Origin of the sequence: Shewanella sp. SM87, assembly GCF_025653705.1 — a bacterium.
GTDB classification, from domain to species: domain Bacteria; phylum Pseudomonadota; class Gammaproteobacteria; order Enterobacterales; family Shewanellaceae; genus Shewanella; species Shewanella oncorhynchi.
In genome coordinates this window covers 1-18743 of the sequence record NZ_JAKKSC010000010.1, presented here as the reverse complement: position 1 = coordinate 18743, position 18743 = coordinate 1, and the positions used below count along the sequence as shown (strand labels likewise).

Here is an 18743-nt window from a genome sequence, read left to right as displayed (position 1 = left end):
AAAAGAGGGCAAGATCGCACATTGCCAATGTAACACATTGATGAGTAACTAATTATAGACACTTCACTGTTCACCTAACAGAACAGGATGGTAAATCAAAAGTATTAGCCATGTAAAAACAAACAGTAAGAGCAATACACATAAGCTCAAAGCATTTGGCATCCTGCTTAAATAACAATCAATATTTTAATGTGATATTTTGATGATATTATTCGGTATGCAATACCCAATAAAATATAAGGAACACGGGTCCTTAAAAGGTAATGGATATAATTAAAACTTAATTTAGCATTCATTATTTTGAAATAAACATAACAGTCAAACTGCTAAAGTGGATGATTTATACCCTTGGTTATTGCAACAGATTAATGTTGATGATGGGTATAAAAATGAAACATAGAGCCAGCCTGAGAACCAACGGCTGTAAGATAGTGAGCTAAATATTAAAACAATAATGCGAATTTTACAGACAAAAAAATACCGCTCATTTAGGAGCGGTATTTTCAATGGCGGCGTATTACACGTCGCAGCTAATCAATTACTTTTTAGCAGGTTCAGCTACTGGCGCCGCAGAAGCTTTCTCGATTGATTTCAACTCAACTTCGAAAATCAACGTAGAGTTTGGTGGAATAGTACCAGTATCACGTACGCCATAGGCTAATTCCGATGGGATCACAAACTTGTACTTAGCGCCAACAGGCATTAATTGCACGCCTTCAGTCCAACCTGGAATAACGCGATTCAAAGGGAACTTAGCTGCTTCGCCGCGTTTATAAGAACTATCAAACTCAGTACCATCAAGTAAAGTACCGACATAATCCACTTCTACAGTGTCTTCTGCGGCAGGCTTTTCACCCGTGCCTGGAGTTAATACTTCATATTGTAAGCCAGACTCAGTTGTCACTACACCAGGCTTAACCTTGTTTTCTTCAAGGAATTTTTTACCATCTTCGATATTTTTCGCAGAAATCGCTGTTGCTTGTTCCTGACGTTTATCGTTTAACTTTTTATCTAGACCTTGAAGAATGGTTTGCATTTCTTCTTCGGTTAAACTTAATTGGTCATTCAGACCATTAGTGAAACCAGTGACGATCAGAGTGCGATCAACTGGCAGGCCTAATTCTTCTTGCTCTTTGATATGGCCAGACATATAACGACCGATTGAAGCGCCTACACTGTAAGCTTCTTTTTGAGCTTCAGTCGTTAATTCAACATTTGTACTCGTAGCTGCTTTTTCTTCTTGATTACAAGCAGATAGGCCAATAATAGCCAATGCAACTAACGATAATTTATAAATCGATTTCATTAAAGCTTCCTCAGCATCCTCAAGCGGTTACAATAACCTAAGCGTGACAACTTTATACTAGTTATCTCGGTTATACCAACTAGATTCTTTATGGGTTAACAGTGATTAATGTCACTTGATCAAGTCTAAAGACAACAACTTAGGGAGCAAGTTCATGAAGAAAAATCTACTGCTGGTAATTTGCACAGTTTTTCTAATCGCTTGCCACCCCAAAGCAGAAGATATCAGTGTTCTCACGACAGAACCCAGCTATAGCGCGAGCCTATCAAGTAATGGGCAATTCGCCTTAGTTGCCACTCAAAGTAGTGGAGTTCAATGCTGGGATCTCAGTACCCACACCCTCAAATACCAATGGATACATGGCGATATTAATACTGGCGTCACAGGTACAGCGATTTCTCCCAACGGGATATTTGCAGCATCGTTAAGCCGAGATTCAGTTGCTATGTGGAAAATAGCCGACGGTAAGCCTTTGGGCTGGTGGTCCTTACCTTCATCCGGTGAAAGTGTCGCGGTAGCAGATAATGGCGCACTACTTATTGGTTTAAATGATGGTTCAGTCATGTCGCTTAATGCCGAAAAATCTGCCTTAATCAAGTTTCTTGGACATAAAGAGCGCGTCAATAGTGTAGCCCTCTCTGCTGATGGCCGATTAGCATTAACGGGGTCAAATGATATGCAGGCGATTCTCTGGCAGGCACAAACTGGCCAACCGCTTCATACGTGGACACTCGGCAGCCGTATAACCAAAGTGGCACTCAACGACAGTGGTAGTTTAAGTTTTACCAATGGCAGCACAGATGAAGCAAAAATCTGGGATAACACAAGCGGTAAGCTATTAAACAAGCTGGATATTACCCGTCGTCAAATGAACTTTTCAGCGGTGAGGTTTATCAAACAAGACAGCCAGATATTAACAGGTACGCCAGCGCGGGAAGTTATACTCTGGCAACGTGACTCGGGTAAACAAATTGAAAAATGGCAGGTTGCACTCACTAAAAACAGCCAAAATCGAGGAGCCGTTGTATACTCTGTGGCAATTCGAGATACCAATAAAGTCGTTAGTATCAGTAGCCAAGGCTTAGTTGAAACTTGGCAGAAATAGAGGTTAGCCATGCAAGGCGTACAAGCACAGATTGAAGATCTAGAAACCAAATTGGCTTTTCAAGAGCTCACAGTCGAAGAATTAAACCAAGAAGTCATCAAATTGAATCGACTGGTGGCTCACCAGCAACACCAAATTCACATGTTAATTGGTAAGTTGCAGGACATGGAACCGAGTAATATGGCGACTCAGGCTGAAGAAACGCCACCACCACATTATTAACACTGACGCTTTAGATGTTAACTTTGATTAAAAAAACAGTTACTGCAAAATATCCAGGGAATGCGATGTTTAAACATTTAATGCCAAAAGAAACCCCAACTCTATTACCCATAGCGTTAGTGGGTGAACCCATTCTAAGGCAGACTGCAATCACAGTGCACCATTTCGATGCAGAGCTCGCGCATCTTGCCGAGCAAATGTCTGCCAGCATGGACGCTGCCAATGGCGTTGGTATCGCAGCCCCCCAAGTTCACAGCCCTTTAGCCTTATTTATTATGGCTTCTCGCCCTAATGAGCGTTATCCCGACGCGCCTAATATGGCGCCTGTGGTCGTGGTTAATCCGCAAATCATTAATGCATCAAGCGAGTTGGTCAGCGGAGAAGAAGGCTGCTTATCTGTACCGGGGCAAAGATTTACGATACAAAGACATCAAGCCATTGAAGTACGCTATCAAAATTTACAAGGCGAGTGGCAACAAACCGAATTAACGGGCTTTATTGCACGGATTTTTCAACATGAATTTGATCACCTTCAAGGGATCACATTACTCGAGCGTTCACTTATGCCAGAACAGACTCAGGCGATTTCAGCCCAATCCATCAAAAAAGGTGAAGCGCAATAATGAAACTGTCCTTCGTTACACCTTTTTCTCGCGCATTTATTGCACCAACCTTGGCAATGGGATTGGTTTTAAACTTATCGGGCTGCGCTTATAACAGTATTTTCATTAATTATCCTGCGCAGATTGAACCACTCAAACAAGAGCTTAATAGTGCGACTCCCATGGCCGATATCGACAAACTTGCCAGCAATATCAATGGCAATGACGGCTTACTCTATGCCCAAGAAGCGGGACGAATTGCTCAAGTCGCCGGCGATTTTGCTGCCAGTAAAACATATTATCAGCAAGCAGTAGATGCTTATACCGCCTTTGATGATAAGGCCAAAGTCAGCGTTAGTGACATTGGCGCAACAGCCAGCAGCTTAGTGTTAAACGACAATGCGATTCCGTACCGAGGCCCTGGGTATGAACGCATTATGCTGCACCAATACCAAGCTCTTAACTATTTGTTTAGTGGCGACTATCAGGGGGCTCTAGTCGAAGTTCGTCGCAGTAACGAACTACAGAGCAGCGAGCAAGAACGCTATCAAAAATCACAAAAGTCAGTTCAAGCCATGGCAAACGGCACCATAGATGCCGAGGTTAACAAACTAGGACAAGCTGCGGGCACAGTCACCAGTTCTTTCTTAAACGCTTACAGTTATTACACGACTGGCGTACTGCACGAAGTGCTGGGTGAGCCGAACGATGCCTATATCGATTATCGTAAAGCAGCACAAATCACTCCAGATAACACCTATTTACAGCAAGATCTGGTCCGCCTCGCCAAGCAACTCGGCATGCCACAATATGATGAGTTTAAGCGCCGTTGGGGCGATGCTAAGTTGCCCAATCCCAAAGATGGTCAAGTGATTTTGATGGTCGAGCGCGGCTTTGTGCCTGCAAAACAAGCTCTCACTGTACCTTTTACTATCCATGGTAACTGGCAGACAGTGTCACTCGCTACCTACATGCCAAACAATACTTTTGTGCCAGAGACGCAAGTGCAAGGTTTAGGTACAGTGCTGAAAACTGAACCTATTGCCAATATCGATGCCTTAGCCATCACAGCACTCAAGGAAGATCTGCCCGCGACGCTAGTTCGTCAAGTCGCTAGGGTCTATGCTAAATCTGAGATGGCCTATCAGATTGAGAAGAGTGGTAAACCAGGGAACAATGCTGCCGATATTGGCAGCATTGCTATGCAGATTTTTAACGTAGTAACAGAACAAGCAGATCGTCGTAGTTGGCTGACGCTCCCTAAACAAGCACAGATCGGGCGGCGTTATTTGAGTGCAGGTGAATACACTTTGCAGTTAGACAAAGCGCCACCGGCTAAAATTGATGTTGCAGCAGGCAAAACCACCTTAGTCTGGGCAATTGATACTGGTAATTACACCCGAATTTATTCAATAATCATTTAGCCTAGCGGTTGTGGTATTTGAATAAGACGTGTGTCATTAAGTTTATACAATCACAAAATGGAACTGACTATGAAACAATTTAAACTGATTTTTGTACTGGCTGCCGTTATGGGTCTAGCTGCATGTCAATCTAAAGTCGAATATGGCGATGCCACAGAAGTTGAAACCGTCAATGAGAACTTTGGCTCGACGGATCTACAAGCTATTGCAGCCAAGATGGTGGATAGCATGATGACTTTCCCTCCTATCGTGGCAATAACAGCCAATGACCGCCCGATTTTATTTGTTGACAGCATCAAAAACAAAACCTCAGAACATATCGACACTGAGTCTGTCACTGACTCTATCAGTAACAAATTATTGCGCTCAGGCAAGTTCCGTTTTATCGACATGACTAAAGTAGATTCAGTCCGTAAACAACTGGATTACCAAAACAACACTGGCATGGTTGACCCATCAACCGCCATCAAGTTTGGTCGTCAAATTGGCGCTCAATACATGTTATATGGCAATTTATCTAGCATAGTGAAGCAAGACGGTAGCACTAAAGACGTCTACTATAAGATGACAATGCGTTTAATGGATTTAGAAACAGGCCTTATCGAATGGTCTGATGAAAAAGAAATCCGTAAGATGAAGTCTAAGTCTTTCTTAGGCATGTAATTGTCCTATTGGCACTTAATTCTGCCAAACAGTAATCTCAAGAAGCCAGCGTTAACGCTGGCTTTTTTTTACATTTTTAACATTGGTAATCCAAGGTAAATAAGGTAGTGTACTCGGCCAAAATACACTGCGATGATGATGCTCAAAATTGGCGCTGGCGCGAGGGATAATTTGCCACAAAGGCAAACCTACACACACGATATTGAATGCAAACATCCAAGCAGAAAACAAAACAAATCGTTGAAGGATTTAAGTTGTGAACTTGTTTAAAGCCAGTCTCGTTGCCCTTACCTGCGGCACATTAATGTCGTGTGCAACCCAAAGTACACTCAATACGGGTCCACGTGATGCTAGCGCTTATATTAGCCAATATCAGGCTGCGCTTCGCTCGCAGGTCATCTCCGATATTCACTATGACTTGGATTTTCAGCTCACAGGGGATGCCGAGTTTTCCGCCACCTCCAAAGTGACATTTCAATTAAGTGAAGTGCCAAAACAACTGAGCTTAGATTTAAACAAGGCGCAGATAAAACGCTTTATCATCAACGGTACCGCCGTATACCCCAATTACAATGGCGCTTACATCAGCTTAAATACGCGTTTGCTCACCTCAGGTGAAAATACCATTGAAGTGCAATTTAGCCGTGCCCACAGCACCAATGGTGAAGGTTTACACCGTTTTAAAGATCCAATCGATGGCAAGGTCTACCTCTACTCTCATTTTGAACCCGCTGCAGCTCAGCAGATGTTCGCAGTATTCGACCAACCGGATCTCAAGGCTAACTATCAAATTACGGTAACAGCACCCAAAGACTGGCAAGTCATTAGCTCAATGCGTGAAAGCCAAATCACCCCAGCAGGTGCTTACAATCGTTGGACTTTCCCACAAACACCTAAGCTAAGCCCATATAACTTTTCGATGCACGCGGGCCCTTATCACATGTGGCAAGACAACTCAGGCCGCTATCCTATGCGCCTGTTCGCCCGTCAATCCGTTGCAAATCAAGTCACGGAGCAAGATTGGTTTACCTATACGAAACAAGGGTTAACTTTTTTCGATAATTACTTTGGTATTCCTTACCCTTTTAAGAAATACGATCAAATTCTAGTGCCAGACTTCCTTTATGGCGCGATGGAAAACGCGGGCGCAGTGACCTTTTCCGAAGATATCTTCCTTCATAAAGCGGCTATGACAGCGGATCAGAAGCAAAATCTTGCGGGCGTGATCATGCACGAAATGGCGCACCAGTGGTTTGGCGATCTCGTCACCATGAAATGGTGGAACGGCTTGTGGTTAAATGAAAGTTTTGCTTCATTTATGGGTACACTTGCGACTCAAGAAGCCACAGAGTTCACTAATGCTTGGCGTACCTTCTACGCTAAAGGCAAGCAAAAAGCCTATGAGCAAGACAGCTTAGTCACCACGCACCCCATTGAAGTACCCGTAGCAACAACCCAGAACGCCTTCGACAATATCGATGCTATCACTTACCAAAAAGGCGCATCAACGCTGAAACAATTACGCCATTTACTCGGCGACATGGTGTTTCGTCGTGGCGTCAGTAACTATTTAAAACAATACAGTTATCAAAACGCTGAGTTAGACGATTTTATCAATAGCCTAGGGAAAGCCGCTGGCCGCGATTTAAGTGCATGGACTCAAGAATGGCTCTACAGCGCGGGCGTTAACACCATCAAGGCGGAATATCGTTGTGAGGGCAACCGAATCAGCGAATTTAGCCTACGACAGCTCCCTGCAAGCGCAGAGCTACCCACATTACGTGAACAAAAAGTCCAAGTGGCTTTATTTACCCAAGGTCGCTTTGATCTGCGAAATGACATTACAGTGCCAGTGACTTACAAAGGCGAGCGTACTGAAGTTAAACAACTGATTGGTGAGCGCTGCCCAGACCTAGTCTATCCAAACTTTGATGATTGGGGCTTTGTGAAAGTCGAGCTTGATGACAAGTCATTTAATACCGCAAAACAACAACTGAGTAATATTTCCGATCCACTACTGCGATCTATGCTGTGGCAAAGTCTGTGGGACAGCGTCCGCGAAGGTAAATTGAGCTTAGATCAATACCTAAGCACAGTGTTTGTTAACGCGCCTGCTGAGACGGACTACACGATTGTTGGTCAGATCATCGATAGCATGTTGCGCTCAAAGGAATATCTCGCGCAGATCGCCCCTATTCAGCAAAACTACGCTGAAAATGCAATTAAAGGCTTAAGCCAAATGAGTCTGAGAAAAGCAATGGAAAATAAAGGCGATAATGACTTCCAACGGATCTGGTTCAATGCGTATGTCAGTTTAGCAAGCGACAGAGATTCACTGCGTCATTTAGCACAACTCATTGACGGTGAAACAAAAATAAAGGGATTAACCTTAGACCAAGATTTACGATGGGCAATCATCACCCAGCTTAATCGCTATGATTTTCCTAACGCGCTGCAGCGCTTAACCAAAGAGGCCACCAAGGATAATTCAGACTCTGGTGAAAAAGCGGCACTTGCGGCACAAGTGATCCGCCCTGAAGCGGCCGCAAAACGTCGTTGGTTAAGTAAAGTCCATCTAGACAGCCTGCCTTTCTCCAAACAGCGGATTATTATGCAAAATCTTTATCCTGCTGAGCAAAAACTATTAAGCGCAGCTACAGCGGAAGAGCGTCTGGCGAGCTTAATGGATATGGACAAAAAAGGGCCAGTATTTATGCGTAATTATAGCCATTTCCTCATCCCAACCGATTGTAATTACACTAGCATAGCGGCATTGGACAAAGTACTTGATCGCCAAACTGGGCTATCTAACCTTACCCGCCGTAATCTACTGGAAACCCGTCAAATAGAGCAGCGTTGTGTGCTGATCAAAAATAAGATGACTCACTAATATTAAGGTCATTTTAAAATTAACAAGGGGCTCCTAGGAGTCCCTTTTTTATGTTCTGTTACAGATGAGTCTTAAACTTGAACCAGCACACAAGATGCTACCCGCGCGAAATTATGCTCACTAACCTTTGATATAAACAAGCCAGCATTCTGAATAATGAATTAATCACACTCACAACCAGTGACATATTTAATTAAATTGTTAGCTTGAGCTTATGTGTTTTAACGGCTTACTGACGATAACCAATGTTATTTATCACCTGTAAAATATTATTCATCTCTTCAGTTTAGTCTACTAAGTTCCATCAGCTCATCAAATAAACAACCGCTGACGCAATCGTTATTGATATAAAAATCATGTAATTATTAAATTCATAAATTATGGGCGTCACTTCTAAATTTATTACTATAATTCTTCAATGATTTAATGTTTTGCCCCGTACTGCCGCTATACTAAAACAACGTTAGAGAGCTAACGGAATATAAAGGATATAGATTATGCGATCGACACTCAAAACACGGCTGCTGTTCAGCAGTCTTTCCGCTGTACTGATCACTATTGCTGTACTCGTAAGTATCTCTAGTTATTTCATTAGAAATAATGCGTTAGAAAACACTCAACATGAAATTGACCAACTAGCGATTACCTTTTCATCCGGCATAGGTCAGTGGATGCAAGACAGAAAAATGGCCATTACCAGCCTAAAACAAGTCGTTGAAGCCGATCCGAGTACAAACGTTACCCCTCATTTGCTGCAGGCGCATACTGCGGTTGACTTTGCCCTCACTTACTATGGCGACGAACAAGGCAACATGTATCGCCAAGATCCGTCGCTAAATACCGCGAATTATGATCCCCGCGTTCGCCCTTGGTATATGGACGCTAAAGCTGCCGGTAAAATGATCATGACGGCGCCCTACGTCAGCGCCACACTGAAAAAACAAGTCGTGACCATTGCCGAACCTGTAATGAGTTCTGGCCGATTGATAGGCGTTGCCGCAGCGAACTTAACCATAGATCAGCTAACCGATGCGGTGCAGCGCCTCGTAGTGCCGGGCGAAGGTTATACTCTGATGGTCGATAATGCAGGGCTCATTATTAGTCATCCCAATAGCCAGCTAAATACTCAACAACTCACTAAAATTGATAGTGATTTTAGTAATAGCTGGTTATCACAGCGCACTAATGCCAATACGATGGAAGAGCGAAACCTCGATGGTGCCACTAAATTAGTTTACGTTTCGGCAATTCCATCAACTGACTGGGCACTGATTTTCGTGATGGATAAGCAAGAAATCATGTCACAGGCAACCGATCTTGCTTGGTGGATGTCAGCCGTAGGTGTTGCACTATTGGTGCTGTTTGGTTTGATTTTAATCGCCATCTTTAAAATCCAATTTAAAGATCTCGAACGCGTTGCCCAAGCACTCAATGATATTGCCGAAGGCGATGGCGATCTCACTGTGCGCATTCATACTGCCAACAGTCACGATGAAATTGGTATGTTAGCTTCGGGTTTTAACCGCTTTGTAGAACGTCTACACGGTATGATTTCCCGCATGCACAAGATTGCGGGTCAATTGGAATATCAAGCCAAAGGAAGTAGTGCGTCGGCAACGGATAACAGTCAGCGCATTGAAGTACAGCAAGATGAAGTGACTATGGTTGCCACTGCGGTGACCGAAATGGCCAGCGCCACCGAGGAAATTGCCAGTAATGCTGAGCATACAGCGCAGACCGCTCAAAATGCGGTCGGACTTTCAAACCATGGCCATAAACAGGTAATGCAAAGCCAGCAATCTATCCGTAATTTAGCCAGTGAAGTCGAAACTGCAGGGCGAATTATCGGTGAACTGAACGAGCACTCACAAAAGATCAACAGCATTTTGTTGACAATTAGTGGCATCGCAGAGCAAACCAACTTACTTGCACTCAATGCAGCCATTGAGGCGGCACGTGCAGGAGAACAAGGTCGTGGCTTCGCTGTAGTTGCTGATGAGGTGCGTGTACTGTCACAACGTACGCATTCATCGACACAAGAAATTCAAGCGATGATCGAAACCCTACAACAAACCGCAGGCAAAGCCGTTAAGTCTATGACTCAAAGTCATGAAATGGCAGAAACCAGTGTGGCCGATGCTAATTCAGCCAGTGAAAGTCTGTTGCAAATCAGCAAAGCCATTAATGATATTTCAGATATGGCGAGCCAAATTGCCACTGCAGCCGAGGAGCAAACCTCAGTCACCAGCGAAATCAACCGTAATACAGAGTCGATTCGTGAAGTGTCAGAGAATCTCTCGATTGAGGCACAAACGTCTATGGTCCAAGCTCAAGAGCTCGCCCATTTAGCCGCATCATTGCAGCAGGAAGTTAATCGCTTCAAACTGTAATCAAAAGCCTTATTTTATATAAAGATTACATCAACAGTTCCATACAATAATGCCCGCAAGTGTCAGTGACATTTGCGGGCATTTCTTTACATATTATTTCTTTATAGACTTACAATGGCTTACCTAAAGCAAGCTTAAATGATCTTCATCGCTTTATTTTCAGGAATATTGGCCTCAGGTCGAAGCTCAGCATGTACGTTTCTTAATCCTTGATAACCCATTTCAATTCGATTTCCGCCATTCTTTTTAGCTTTATACATAGCGGCATCGGCACAGGAAATAAGCTGTTTCTCATTTTCACCGTGCTCTGGATACAGAGCAATACCGATACTCGGCAGAATATGGATCTGCTGTTCGGCAAGCTCGAAGGGGTGCTCGAATACTTGCAATATTTTTTGCGCGGCCAGCAGGGTATTATGTGCTGAATCAACTCGCTCAAGTAAGATGACAAACTCATCCCCCCCAAAACGCGCAACGGTATCTGAGCCCCTCACACAACTGACTATTCGCTGCGCTGTCACTTGCAGTAATAAATCGCCCACGCTATGACCAAAAGTATCGTTAACCCACTTAAATTTATCTAAGTCTAAATAAAGCAAAGAGAAATAACTTGATTCCCTATGGGCTCGAGATAGCGCCTTTTGAAATCTATCGTAAAAAAGCTCACGATTGGGTAACAAGGTTAACTGATCATAAAGTGCAATATGCTCTAATCGCGCGAGCATTTGTCGACGCTCAATCGCAAAGGCTATTTGCGTAGAAACAAACTCCAATAACTCACGGTCTTGATGTGTATATGAAGCCGAAGTGGGCAAGCTATGCATAATCAAAGCGCCGATAACGCCTTTCTGTAGCTTTAGCGGCACACCCAGCCAACTTAAACAGCCATTACCCAAATCTTCACGAATCGCTTGGGGATAATCAGTTAAGGTCACGGGACACAGGAGTAAAGACTCAGCACTGCGGATCACTTGGTCAGTGAACACACTGAAACTTGCAATATCAATAAGCGAATCCTCGCCAGTAGCGGCTTTATAAGGAAAACTTAATTCATTTAAATCTTGATCGTACAATGCAATAGCAAAGTTTGCTGCAGGCAATAATTTAGCAATAATTTCATGAATTCTACGATATAGGGCTAGCAAGTCCTCAGCGACATGCACAGCCTCTGAAATCTCATATAAGGCTGCTTGTCTACGTTCGGCATTTTTGCTCTTAGAAATATCTCTAGCGACTGCGACACGTTGTTGATAAGCATCGGACCAACGTGCAGACCAAAGAATATCGACGATAACACCATCTTTACGCACATAACGGTTTTCAAAATCGACTTTAAAGCGACCAGCCATAATTTCATTGGCCGTTGCGAGAGTGCGTTCCCTATCCTCTGGAATGACAAGATCTAGCATCTGCATACCCATCATTTCTTCTGGGGTATAGCCAAAAATACGTTCTGCCCCAGCACTCACAAATTCAAACCTCCCCGTTTTATCGACGACACAAATAGCATCCAAGAGAAGGTCGATAAAATTGCTTAAGGAAGTGTAGCCATCATTATTCACGTAATTCTCCAATAAACGTCCGTCTTTGGCTAAGTCCTAAGTTTGATCATAAGCATAAAAATAATAATAACGCACTATTAGAGTAGGTTAATTTTCAATGTCATTCCAGAGTTGGCTCAGTTAAGTCCGACTTTTACAGAGTTAAATTCAAACAAAATCAAACACAATACTTAAGGCCATCGGTGGCACTATTTGACTATGGACGACAGATATCGGCACAATGCCCTAAAATGTTGGTCAACATCAGGGCGCTGCTTTGGTACGCGCAAATCGCATTAAAGGAATTTATTTTTGGACCGATTGTGCTCTCCGTTACATCAACCCAACCATTTTCGCCTTGGGCTTGCCATGTGGTCGCACTCGAATTGGCAAGAAAGTGTGTATGGTCACGGAACTAAACAAGCGGAGCGACTCGCCCGTTACGCGACAATATTCAATACTGTCGAAGGGAACACCAGCTTCTACGCAACGCCTGCACAGCAAACGGTAATGAATTGGCACAGTGCCACGCCAGAGAGCTTTCGTTTTACCTTCAAACTACCGCAAACCATCACTCACCAAAGATTATTGCAACACTGCGGCCAAGAATTGAAAGATTTTTTCCAGATAATGACACCATTAATCGATAAAACAGGGATCTGGAAAATTCAACTGCCCGCCCATTTCGGCCCAGAAAACTTGCTTGCGTTAGCGCAATTTCTAGATCAAATCCCCCAAGGGTTAACCTATGGCGTCGAAGTCAGGCATGCTGCGTTTTTTGCTAAGGGAGATGCCGAGCGTGCGCTTAATCGATTACTCATCGATAAAAAAGTGAATCGCATCATCATGGACAGCAGGCCCTTGTTTGCACTGCCGCCCTGCAATGTCGCGATTATCGACGCTCACAAGAAAAAACCTCGAGTGCCAGTGCATGCAATTGCCACCGCCAATAATCCAGTGGTGCGCTTTATCGGCCAACCAGACGATGCCGTCGCACAACTCGCACAGCAAGGCGTTGCTGTTTTACCTAAGGATAACGATACCTTTTTTGATAATTGGCTCACCCAACTCCCGCAGTGGCTCGCAGAAGGTCGTGAACCCTATCTGTTTATCCATACTCCCGACAATGAAGCCGCGCCTGAACTAGCCATCCGTCTCTATCAAAAAATGCGCAGCCAAATTGCAGCGCACATTCAACTCGCCGAGCTACGCCTGCTTGATAAGAAACCTGAGGAGACAAGCACGCAGATGGGACTTTCTTGGTAAAACGGACGCTAAGTAAAATGGACGTAAGAAGAAACCCACGGCAAACTCGCCGTGGGTATATACCCAAACAACCTGAAGATGCAGGATTCAGCGGGAATTTAACGCACTTTAGGCAAGGCCATTTATTGCTCCTGCATAAATGGCATTCACGCCATCCATGGCGATTGCGGTTATTTGCAGGCCTAGCGGGCTAAGTTAAAAATAACCAACGCAGCATAACGTGCGTTAAAACCCGCCGGGACGGAGCGCCCAGGGCACTCCACTTCCGTGTTGCATCAATTCAAAAGGTGGCCGACATTCTGTCATTAATGCACCTTGAATTGAAGCACCCTGGGCGCTCTGAAACTCGTATCTTCAGGTAGCTTGGGTATAGATTAAAAACAGCTTTAACTCGGGATAAATAAGTTATTCATTTGCTCAAAATCAAGGGCAATGGCTTTAGGTATTGAACCGTTATCAACGGCAATAACCGCATCTTTTGGCTGCAGCTGAAACGGCTTTGCCTTAATTGAATTTAACAAAATTGGATTAAACAAAGTGTCATAGGCTTGTAAAAATGAAGCCGGACCGGTGGAAAAACGCTGCACACCTGCGGCAAATAACTCGCCGATATCCATCTGCTCATTCAATAGCATAAAATTCAGTGGCATATCCACAGCGGCAGACAAGCGCTTAGCGGTCTCGACCTGATTAGCGCCAGGGATAAAGCCGCCATCAGCGCCCGCAGCCTGATATTGAGTTAACCTATCGATTGTCATAGCGACCGCGGCATCACCACTGGCTAAGCCCAGTAAATACACATCGGTTCGCGCATTAATAAATAATCCTTGGCAACGAGGATGTGTGCGAATAGCCTGAATTTTTGCCACCATCTCAGCAACACCTGCACTGCCATCCTCAATATTAATCCCTGCTACGCCAAGCTCAGCGAGCTGCGCAACAAAAGCAGCAACTTCATCGGGATCTTGGCTATAACCAGATTCAATATCTATCGTCACAGGCACTCGGCTCAACCGTAGGATATGGTTCACTGCGTCCAATAAAGCCGCTTTAGGTAGCGCTTGGCCATCGGGATAACCGAGCGACCAAGCCAATGCCGCGCTACTGGTCGCAATCGCACGGGCGCCCGATGCTTGGATGATGGCCGCACTGGCGGCATCCCAAGCGTTAGTTAATATCAGCGGCTCTGATTGTTGATGTAATGCTTTGAAAAGTATTCTAGATAGCTCAGCCATCTTATGTCCTTGTTGGTGTTGAAGGCTCAACTCTAACAAGATGGCTTAGGTAATTATCGCGGGAAACGGCACTGAACCGAAAAACCAAGCCCTCAAGGCTTGGCTATGTGAGCATTCAACTTGAGTATTCTTGGCTAACCCCAAAGTGCATTGGCAAGGATAAACACACTCGCGGAGAGCAACATAGTAATAGGTAGTGTCAGCAGCCAAGCAAGCATGATCTGCTTAATGGTTTGGATCTGAAGCCCTGAACGATTAGCCACCATAGTGCCCGCTACAGCGGAAGACAAAATATGAGTCGTCGATACCGGCATCCCCGTCATACTGGCAATCCCAATAGAGACGGCAGCGGTGACCTGCGCGGCAATGCCTTGGCTGTAAGTCATACTCGATGAACCAATTTTTTCCCCCACGGTATATACAATCCGCCGCCAACCCACCAACGTGCCGCACCCCAGCGCAGTAGCAATGGCAATAATCACCCAAATGGGCGCATACTCAGTAGTTCTAGTGAGATCTTTTCGCCATTTAGCCAATGAACTCAAATCCTTAGCAGGAAGATCCAATTTAGCCACTTGGCGAGCAGTATCATCGATGCACAACAATAAACGTCGCACCTCGCGTCGCTCTTCTACATCCATATCTTTGTAAGTCGAGACTTTTGCTAAGCGACGGTCAAGCAACGACATCGCCGGTAATACATTGGCAGATGAGCAATGGGCCAGCATATATTCGGGAACGTTGACTAAGGCTTTAAAGTCGATAACATCCGCGATAACGGCTTGGTTACGGTCATAAATCGCCATAATGCGACGATTAGCATCTTGAGTTCTTTCTAAATCATAGGGTTGACTGCCCATGTCCAAGGCAAAATAAGCCGGTGCCATACAAATCAGCACTAGCATCACTAAACCTATCCCCTTCTGTCCATCGTTAGAACCATGGGCGAAACTCACCCCCATAGCAGAGATAATTAAACTCGCCCTTGCCCAAAATGGAGGGTGTTTTTTACCATTAATCTGCATCTGCTCATCTGGGGTACGGTGAATTTTATGTTTCTGCCAAACGTATTTCATGATGAGCAAAAAAATCCCTGCCATCACAAACCCTAAGGTCGGCGAAATAATCAAGGACAGCATGATCTGCGTTGCTTTAGAGACATTAATGCCCTGCAAGATAGGCTGATGATTTATCCAAGCGAACGCGCCACCCACGCCCATTATCGAACCAATCAAGGTATGGGAACTCGATGCCGGAATACCAAAATACCAAGTGCCTAAGTTCCAGATAATTGCCGAAAATAGCAGGGAAAACACCATCAACAAGCCTTGGATTGAGTCCATACCTAGCAAGGAGTCTACGGGTAATAAATGCACTATCGCATAGGCCACCCCTAACCCCCCTAACAGCACACCCGCAAAATTAAATAGTGCGGAGGTAACGACCGCCAGATTTGCCGGCATTGCCTTGGTATAGATCACCGTCGCTACCGCATTTGCTGTGTCGTGGAAGCCATTAATAAATTCGTATGCCAGTACAAAAAGTACGGCAAGGACTAAACCCACCGACCACGCAAAGCCTAACGTTGTGAACATTTCAAACATAAAATATTTACCCATGGCGAGAACGCCCACAGGTTACGCCCAAGTTTGGGGTCTTTTACAGTGAAAAATTGTTTAGATTGTCAAAAAGTGAATTAGCCCCCAATAACTCAGTAGCATGCTTGCAATTACAACTGGCTTGATTTTTTAGATGTCAAATGAGCGGCATTCCCCGCATCTTGTTAATCATCAAAACAAAAACGCCAGCTAAGTTAGCTGGCGTTTTAGATTAATGACTCACTAATCGCTTATTGCAGATGACCTGCATTGTGCAATTCACGATCATCCTTAGCAGGCGGATTCCACTGATACATCCAAGTCTCAGACAATGGCTGACCATCGACCTCCAAATAGACCCTCAGGTTAATCGGCTCAGTACCGTCTCCGGGGGGCACTACGTCAAACATAGCGCGGTAACCATTAATCGAGGCTAAAGGACGGGCAGATTCAATTTCCACTTTGCCTTCAGATGCTGTGATCACGGCTTTAACTTGGGTGTCTTTACCTATCATAGGTAAAGTTCCGCCCGCGAAATCAACCACAAAACGCTTACTGTAGTATTTGCGTTTCTGGCCAACTACGCCGCCAATCCCGGTGAAGGTATCGACAACCCGAGCACGGGGTGATTGAACCGGTGGAATGCCACCCCAGTACATATTGTAGCTGTACAGCAGCTCTTGACCAGGAACAATCGGCTCAGCAGGATTCCAGAAAGCCACTATATTATCAAAGGTTTCATCCAGTGTTGGAATTTCAACCAACTGCACGGAACCTTTACCCCAACTGCTGGTTGGTTCAATCCATAGGCTTGGGCGTTTATCATAAAACACGCCGTCGTCCTGATAATGATCGAAGTTACGATCACGTTGCAGTAAACCAAAACCTTTTGGATTTTCATCGCTATAGGCGTTGAATCGCAAGTTTTCAGGGTTACCTAGCGGACGCCAAATCCATTCACCATTCCCCGTGTGCATGGCTAAACCATCGGTATCATGGATTTCTGGACGCCAGTCATAACCGGTGCGGCGATCGTTCTCACCCACCATAAACATACTGGTCAGTGGCGCAACGCCTAAACGTTCAATCGCTTTACGTGGATAAACTGCCACATCCACCTTCATTTTTAAACGTTCACCCGGTTCGATATCAAAACGATAAGCCCCAGTGACACTCGGAGAGTCTAGCAAGGCATACACAGTGGTGATATTCGATCCTGGTTTAGGTTTTTCTAACCAGAAATTGGTGAACATTGGAAACTCTTCGGGTTTTGGCAGTGCAGTATCAACCGCTAAGCCACGAGCCGACAAACCGTACTGCATTTCTTGACCCACTGCGCGGAAATAACTAGCGCCAAGGAAGGCAACAATGTCACGCTGCCAATCGGTATTAAATTGCATACGGAAACCCGCAAAACCAAGATCCTTAGGCAACTGACTACCTTTAACCTTTGACTTGCCGTAATCGAACATTGAAGGTGAATATTCGATTAACTTAGCCTTACCCTCATTTAGCTCATAAATATGAATAGGGGTATCGAAAAACAGCCCAAGATGGAACAGTTCGGCACGAAACTCCGAATCTTGATCACGCCATAGTGCGGCTTTCTTCTTGAAGTGGAATTGTTGGTAATCATCCCAACTCATGCCCTGAAGACTTTTAGGTAATTCGCCTTTATGACTCTCATAGGGTTGTGCAGCCATAGTACGGGCATAACCCTTAAGCCAAGCGTAACTAAACTCTTCACCTTCTTGTGGTGACGCCTGCTTACCTGCCGCACATGCTGAAAGACTCAGCAATACGCTACAGGTTAACAATACGCCGCCAACCATACGCTGCAAACGGCCGCGACGAGAGGAAGATTGGGCTTCAATCGAGGGTAGTGTCGCCCTCGATTCTTGATAAACGTTTCTTTGTTCGGGAAATAAATTGGGTTGCATAAGCAGACTCTGAATTGGTGTAACTTCCTGACACTTCCCTGCAAATCTGACTCAATTGCAGCGATGGCCCTGTGGAGAACTGTTGATGACAGAGGTAACAATACAGCGATCAGCAACAATTCGCCAGAATCTAGCATACTTTCTGTCGAATGGAATATGGCATGCTAGCTATTTTCAATCTTGAGGCCTATTTATGAAAATATGATTAAAAAATTCCGTTATTAACTGAATTTACGCCCATAAAAACCTCACTGCCAGCAAGAAGGCCGTCGACTTAATACCTGAAGATAAAGTGCACCTTCGGCATAGGTTACCTGAACTCGGGATAAGAAATGTTGAACTAATAGCCCTCCAAGTGATCGGATCTTTCGACCAAGAGAAACCCCATCACACCGGAGGGCCTATGCATAAATTAGTGGAAGTGTTTTGCGATGTCGATGATTTTTGCGCTGTTTTCATTCCAGAATGGGAAAAAACGCTGTTAACCGATGGTACACGCAAGCGTCAACGCCCTGGCCGTATGACGATGAGCGAAGTGATGACCATCATCATACTTTTTCA

Annotated in this window: 13 protein-coding genes and 1 pseudogene; 9 read left to right on the top strand and 5 right to left on the bottom strand. The window is 44.6% G+C overall.

Annotation, left to right across the window (positions count from 1 at the left end):
- Positions 1 to 538: 538 nt before the first annotated feature.
- A complete protein-coding gene (fkpA, locus tag L5M11_RS09945; protein ID WP_105250047.1) occupies positions 539 to 1306 on the bottom strand; it encodes an FKBP-type peptidyl-prolyl cis-trans isomerase in 768 nt (255 codons plus the stop codon).
- 154 nt (positions 1307 to 1460) lie between these two features.
- Here fkpA and L5M11_RS09940 point away from each other — a divergent pair, with 154 nt between their 5' ends.
- The 7 genes from L5M11_RS09940 (at position 1461) to L5M11_RS09910 (ending at position 10602) form a co-directional block, all read left to right on the top strand.
- Positions 1461 to 2411, top strand: coding sequence for a WD40 repeat domain-containing protein (locus tag L5M11_RS09940; RefSeq protein ID WP_028761597.1), 951 nt, complete (start codon positions 1461 to 1463; stop codon positions 2409 to 2411).
- A 9-nt stretch (positions 2412 to 2420) separates the two neighbouring features.
- Positions 2421 to 2633 carry a SlyX family protein gene (locus L5M11_RS09935; protein WP_006080410.1) on the top strand — a complete coding sequence of 71 codons (213 nt, stop codon included), beginning with the start codon at positions 2421 to 2423 and terminating at the stop codon, positions 2631 to 2633.
- A 65-nt stretch (positions 2634 to 2698) separates the two neighbouring features.
- Entirely contained in the window at positions 2699 to 3256 is a 558-nt protein-coding gene (gene def, locus L5M11_RS09930) for a peptide deformylase (RefSeq protein ID WP_263163753.1), read from the top strand.
- Positions 3256 to 4659, top strand: coding sequence for a COG3014 family protein (locus L5M11_RS09925; RefSeq protein WP_263141758.1), 1404 nt, complete (start codon positions 3256 to 3258; stop codon positions 4657 to 4659). Before def ends, L5M11_RS09925 begins: the two co-directional genes overlap by 1 nt.
- A gap of 69 nt (positions 4660 to 4728) precedes the next feature.
- The gene (gene lpoB / locus L5M11_RS09920; protein ID WP_173246506.1) at positions 4729 to 5322 is read left to right on the top strand and encodes a penicillin-binding protein activator LpoB; all 594 of its coding nucleotides are present in this window, start codon (positions 4729 to 4731) and stop codon (positions 5320 to 5322) included.
- A 256-nt stretch (positions 5323 to 5578) separates the two neighbouring features.
- Positions 5579 to 8212 carry an aminopeptidase N gene (gene pepN, locus L5M11_RS09915; protein ID WP_173497345.1) on the top strand — a complete coding sequence of 878 codons (2634 nt, stop codon included), beginning with the start codon at positions 5579 to 5581 and terminating at the stop codon, positions 8210 to 8212.
- Between the two features lie 497 nt (positions 8213 to 8709).
- Positions 8710 to 10602 carry a methyl-accepting chemotaxis protein gene (locus L5M11_RS09910; protein ID WP_263192008.1) on the top strand — a complete coding sequence of 631 codons (1893 nt, stop codon included), beginning with the start codon at positions 8710 to 8712 and terminating at the stop codon, positions 10600 to 10602.
- Positions 10603 to 10736: 134 nt separating this feature from the next.
- On the opposite strand, the gene L5M11_RS09905 is transcribed toward L5M11_RS09910, so the two are convergent.
- Complete coding sequence (locus L5M11_RS09905) at positions 10737 to 12164, bottom strand: GGDEF domain-containing protein (protein WP_212601310.1); 1428 nt, start codon at positions 12162 to 12164, stop codon at positions 10737 to 10739.
- Between the two features lie 291 nt (positions 12165 to 12455).
- On the opposite strand from L5M11_RS09905, the gene L5M11_RS09900 reads away from it, so the two are divergent.
- A complete protein-coding gene (locus L5M11_RS09900) occupies positions 12456 to 13409 on the top strand; it encodes a DUF72 domain-containing protein (protein WP_263192007.1) in 954 nt (317 codons plus the stop codon).
- A gap of 386 nt (positions 13410 to 13795) precedes the next feature.
- Here the strand turns inward: L5M11_RS09900 and L5M11_RS09895 are convergent, their stop codons facing one another.
- The 3 genes from L5M11_RS09895 to L5M11_RS09885 form a co-directional block, all read right to left on the bottom strand.
- Complete coding sequence (locus L5M11_RS09895; RefSeq protein ID WP_263141766.1) at positions 13796 to 14644, bottom strand: isocitrate lyase/phosphoenolpyruvate mutase family protein; 849 nt, start codon at positions 14642 to 14644, stop codon at positions 13796 to 13798.
- 134 nt (positions 14645 to 14778) lie between these two features.
- Entirely contained in the window at positions 14779 to 16248 is a 1470-nt protein-coding gene (locus L5M11_RS09890; protein ID WP_105252986.1) for an inorganic phosphate transporter, read from the bottom strand.
- A 245-nt stretch (positions 16249 to 16493) separates the two neighbouring features.
- Positions 16494 to 18182 (bottom strand): glucan biosynthesis protein, encoded by a 1689-nt coding sequence (locus L5M11_RS09885; protein WP_113939843.1) that lies wholly within the window; start codon positions 18180 to 18182, stop codon positions 16494 to 16496.
- 403 nt (positions 18183 to 18585) lie between these two features.
- Here L5M11_RS09885 and L5M11_RS09880 point away from each other — a divergent pair.
- Positions 18586 to 18743, top strand: a pseudogene (locus L5M11_RS09880) (IS982 family transposase); the annotation flags it as partial.

Excerpts from the sequence above, each read along its gene's own strand:
- L5M11_RS09935 (WP_006080410.1), top strand. The coding sequence starts at position 2,421 with ATGCAAGGCGTACAAGCACAGATTGAAGATCTAGAAACCAAATTGGCT.
- L5M11_RS09925 (WP_263141758.1), top strand. The coding sequence starts at position 3,256 with ATGAAACTGTCCTTCGTTACACCTTTTTCTCGCGCATTTATTGCACCA.
- fkpA (WP_105250047.1), bottom strand. The coding sequence starts at position 1,306 with ATGAAATCGATTTATAAATTATCGTTAGTTGCATTGGCTATTATTGGC.
- L5M11_RS09895 (WP_263141766.1), bottom strand. The coding sequence starts at position 14,644 with ATGGCTGAGCTATCTAGAATACTTTTCAAAGCATTACATCAACAATCA.
- L5M11_RS09940 (WP_028761597.1), top strand. The coding sequence starts at position 1,461 with ATGAAGAAAAATCTACTGCTGGTAATTTGCACAGTTTTTCTAATCGCT.
- L5M11_RS09910 (WP_263192008.1), top strand. The coding sequence starts at position 8,710 with ATGCGATCGACACTCAAAACACGGCTGCTGTTCAGCAGTCTTTCCGCT.
- L5M11_RS09890 (WP_105252986.1), bottom strand. The coding sequence starts at position 16,248 with ATGTTTGAAATGTTCACAACGTTAGGCTTTGCGTGGTCGGTGGGTTTA.
- def (WP_263163753.1), top strand. The coding sequence starts at position 2,699 with ATGTTTAAACATTTAATGCCAAAAGAAACCCCAACTCTATTACCCATA.
- lpoB (WP_173246506.1), top strand. The coding sequence starts at position 4,729 with ATGAAACAATTTAAACTGATTTTTGTACTGGCTGCCGTTATGGGTCTA.
- L5M11_RS09885 (WP_113939843.1), bottom strand. The coding sequence starts at position 18,182 with ATGCAACCCAATTTATTTCCCGAACAAAGAAACGTTTATCAAGAATCG.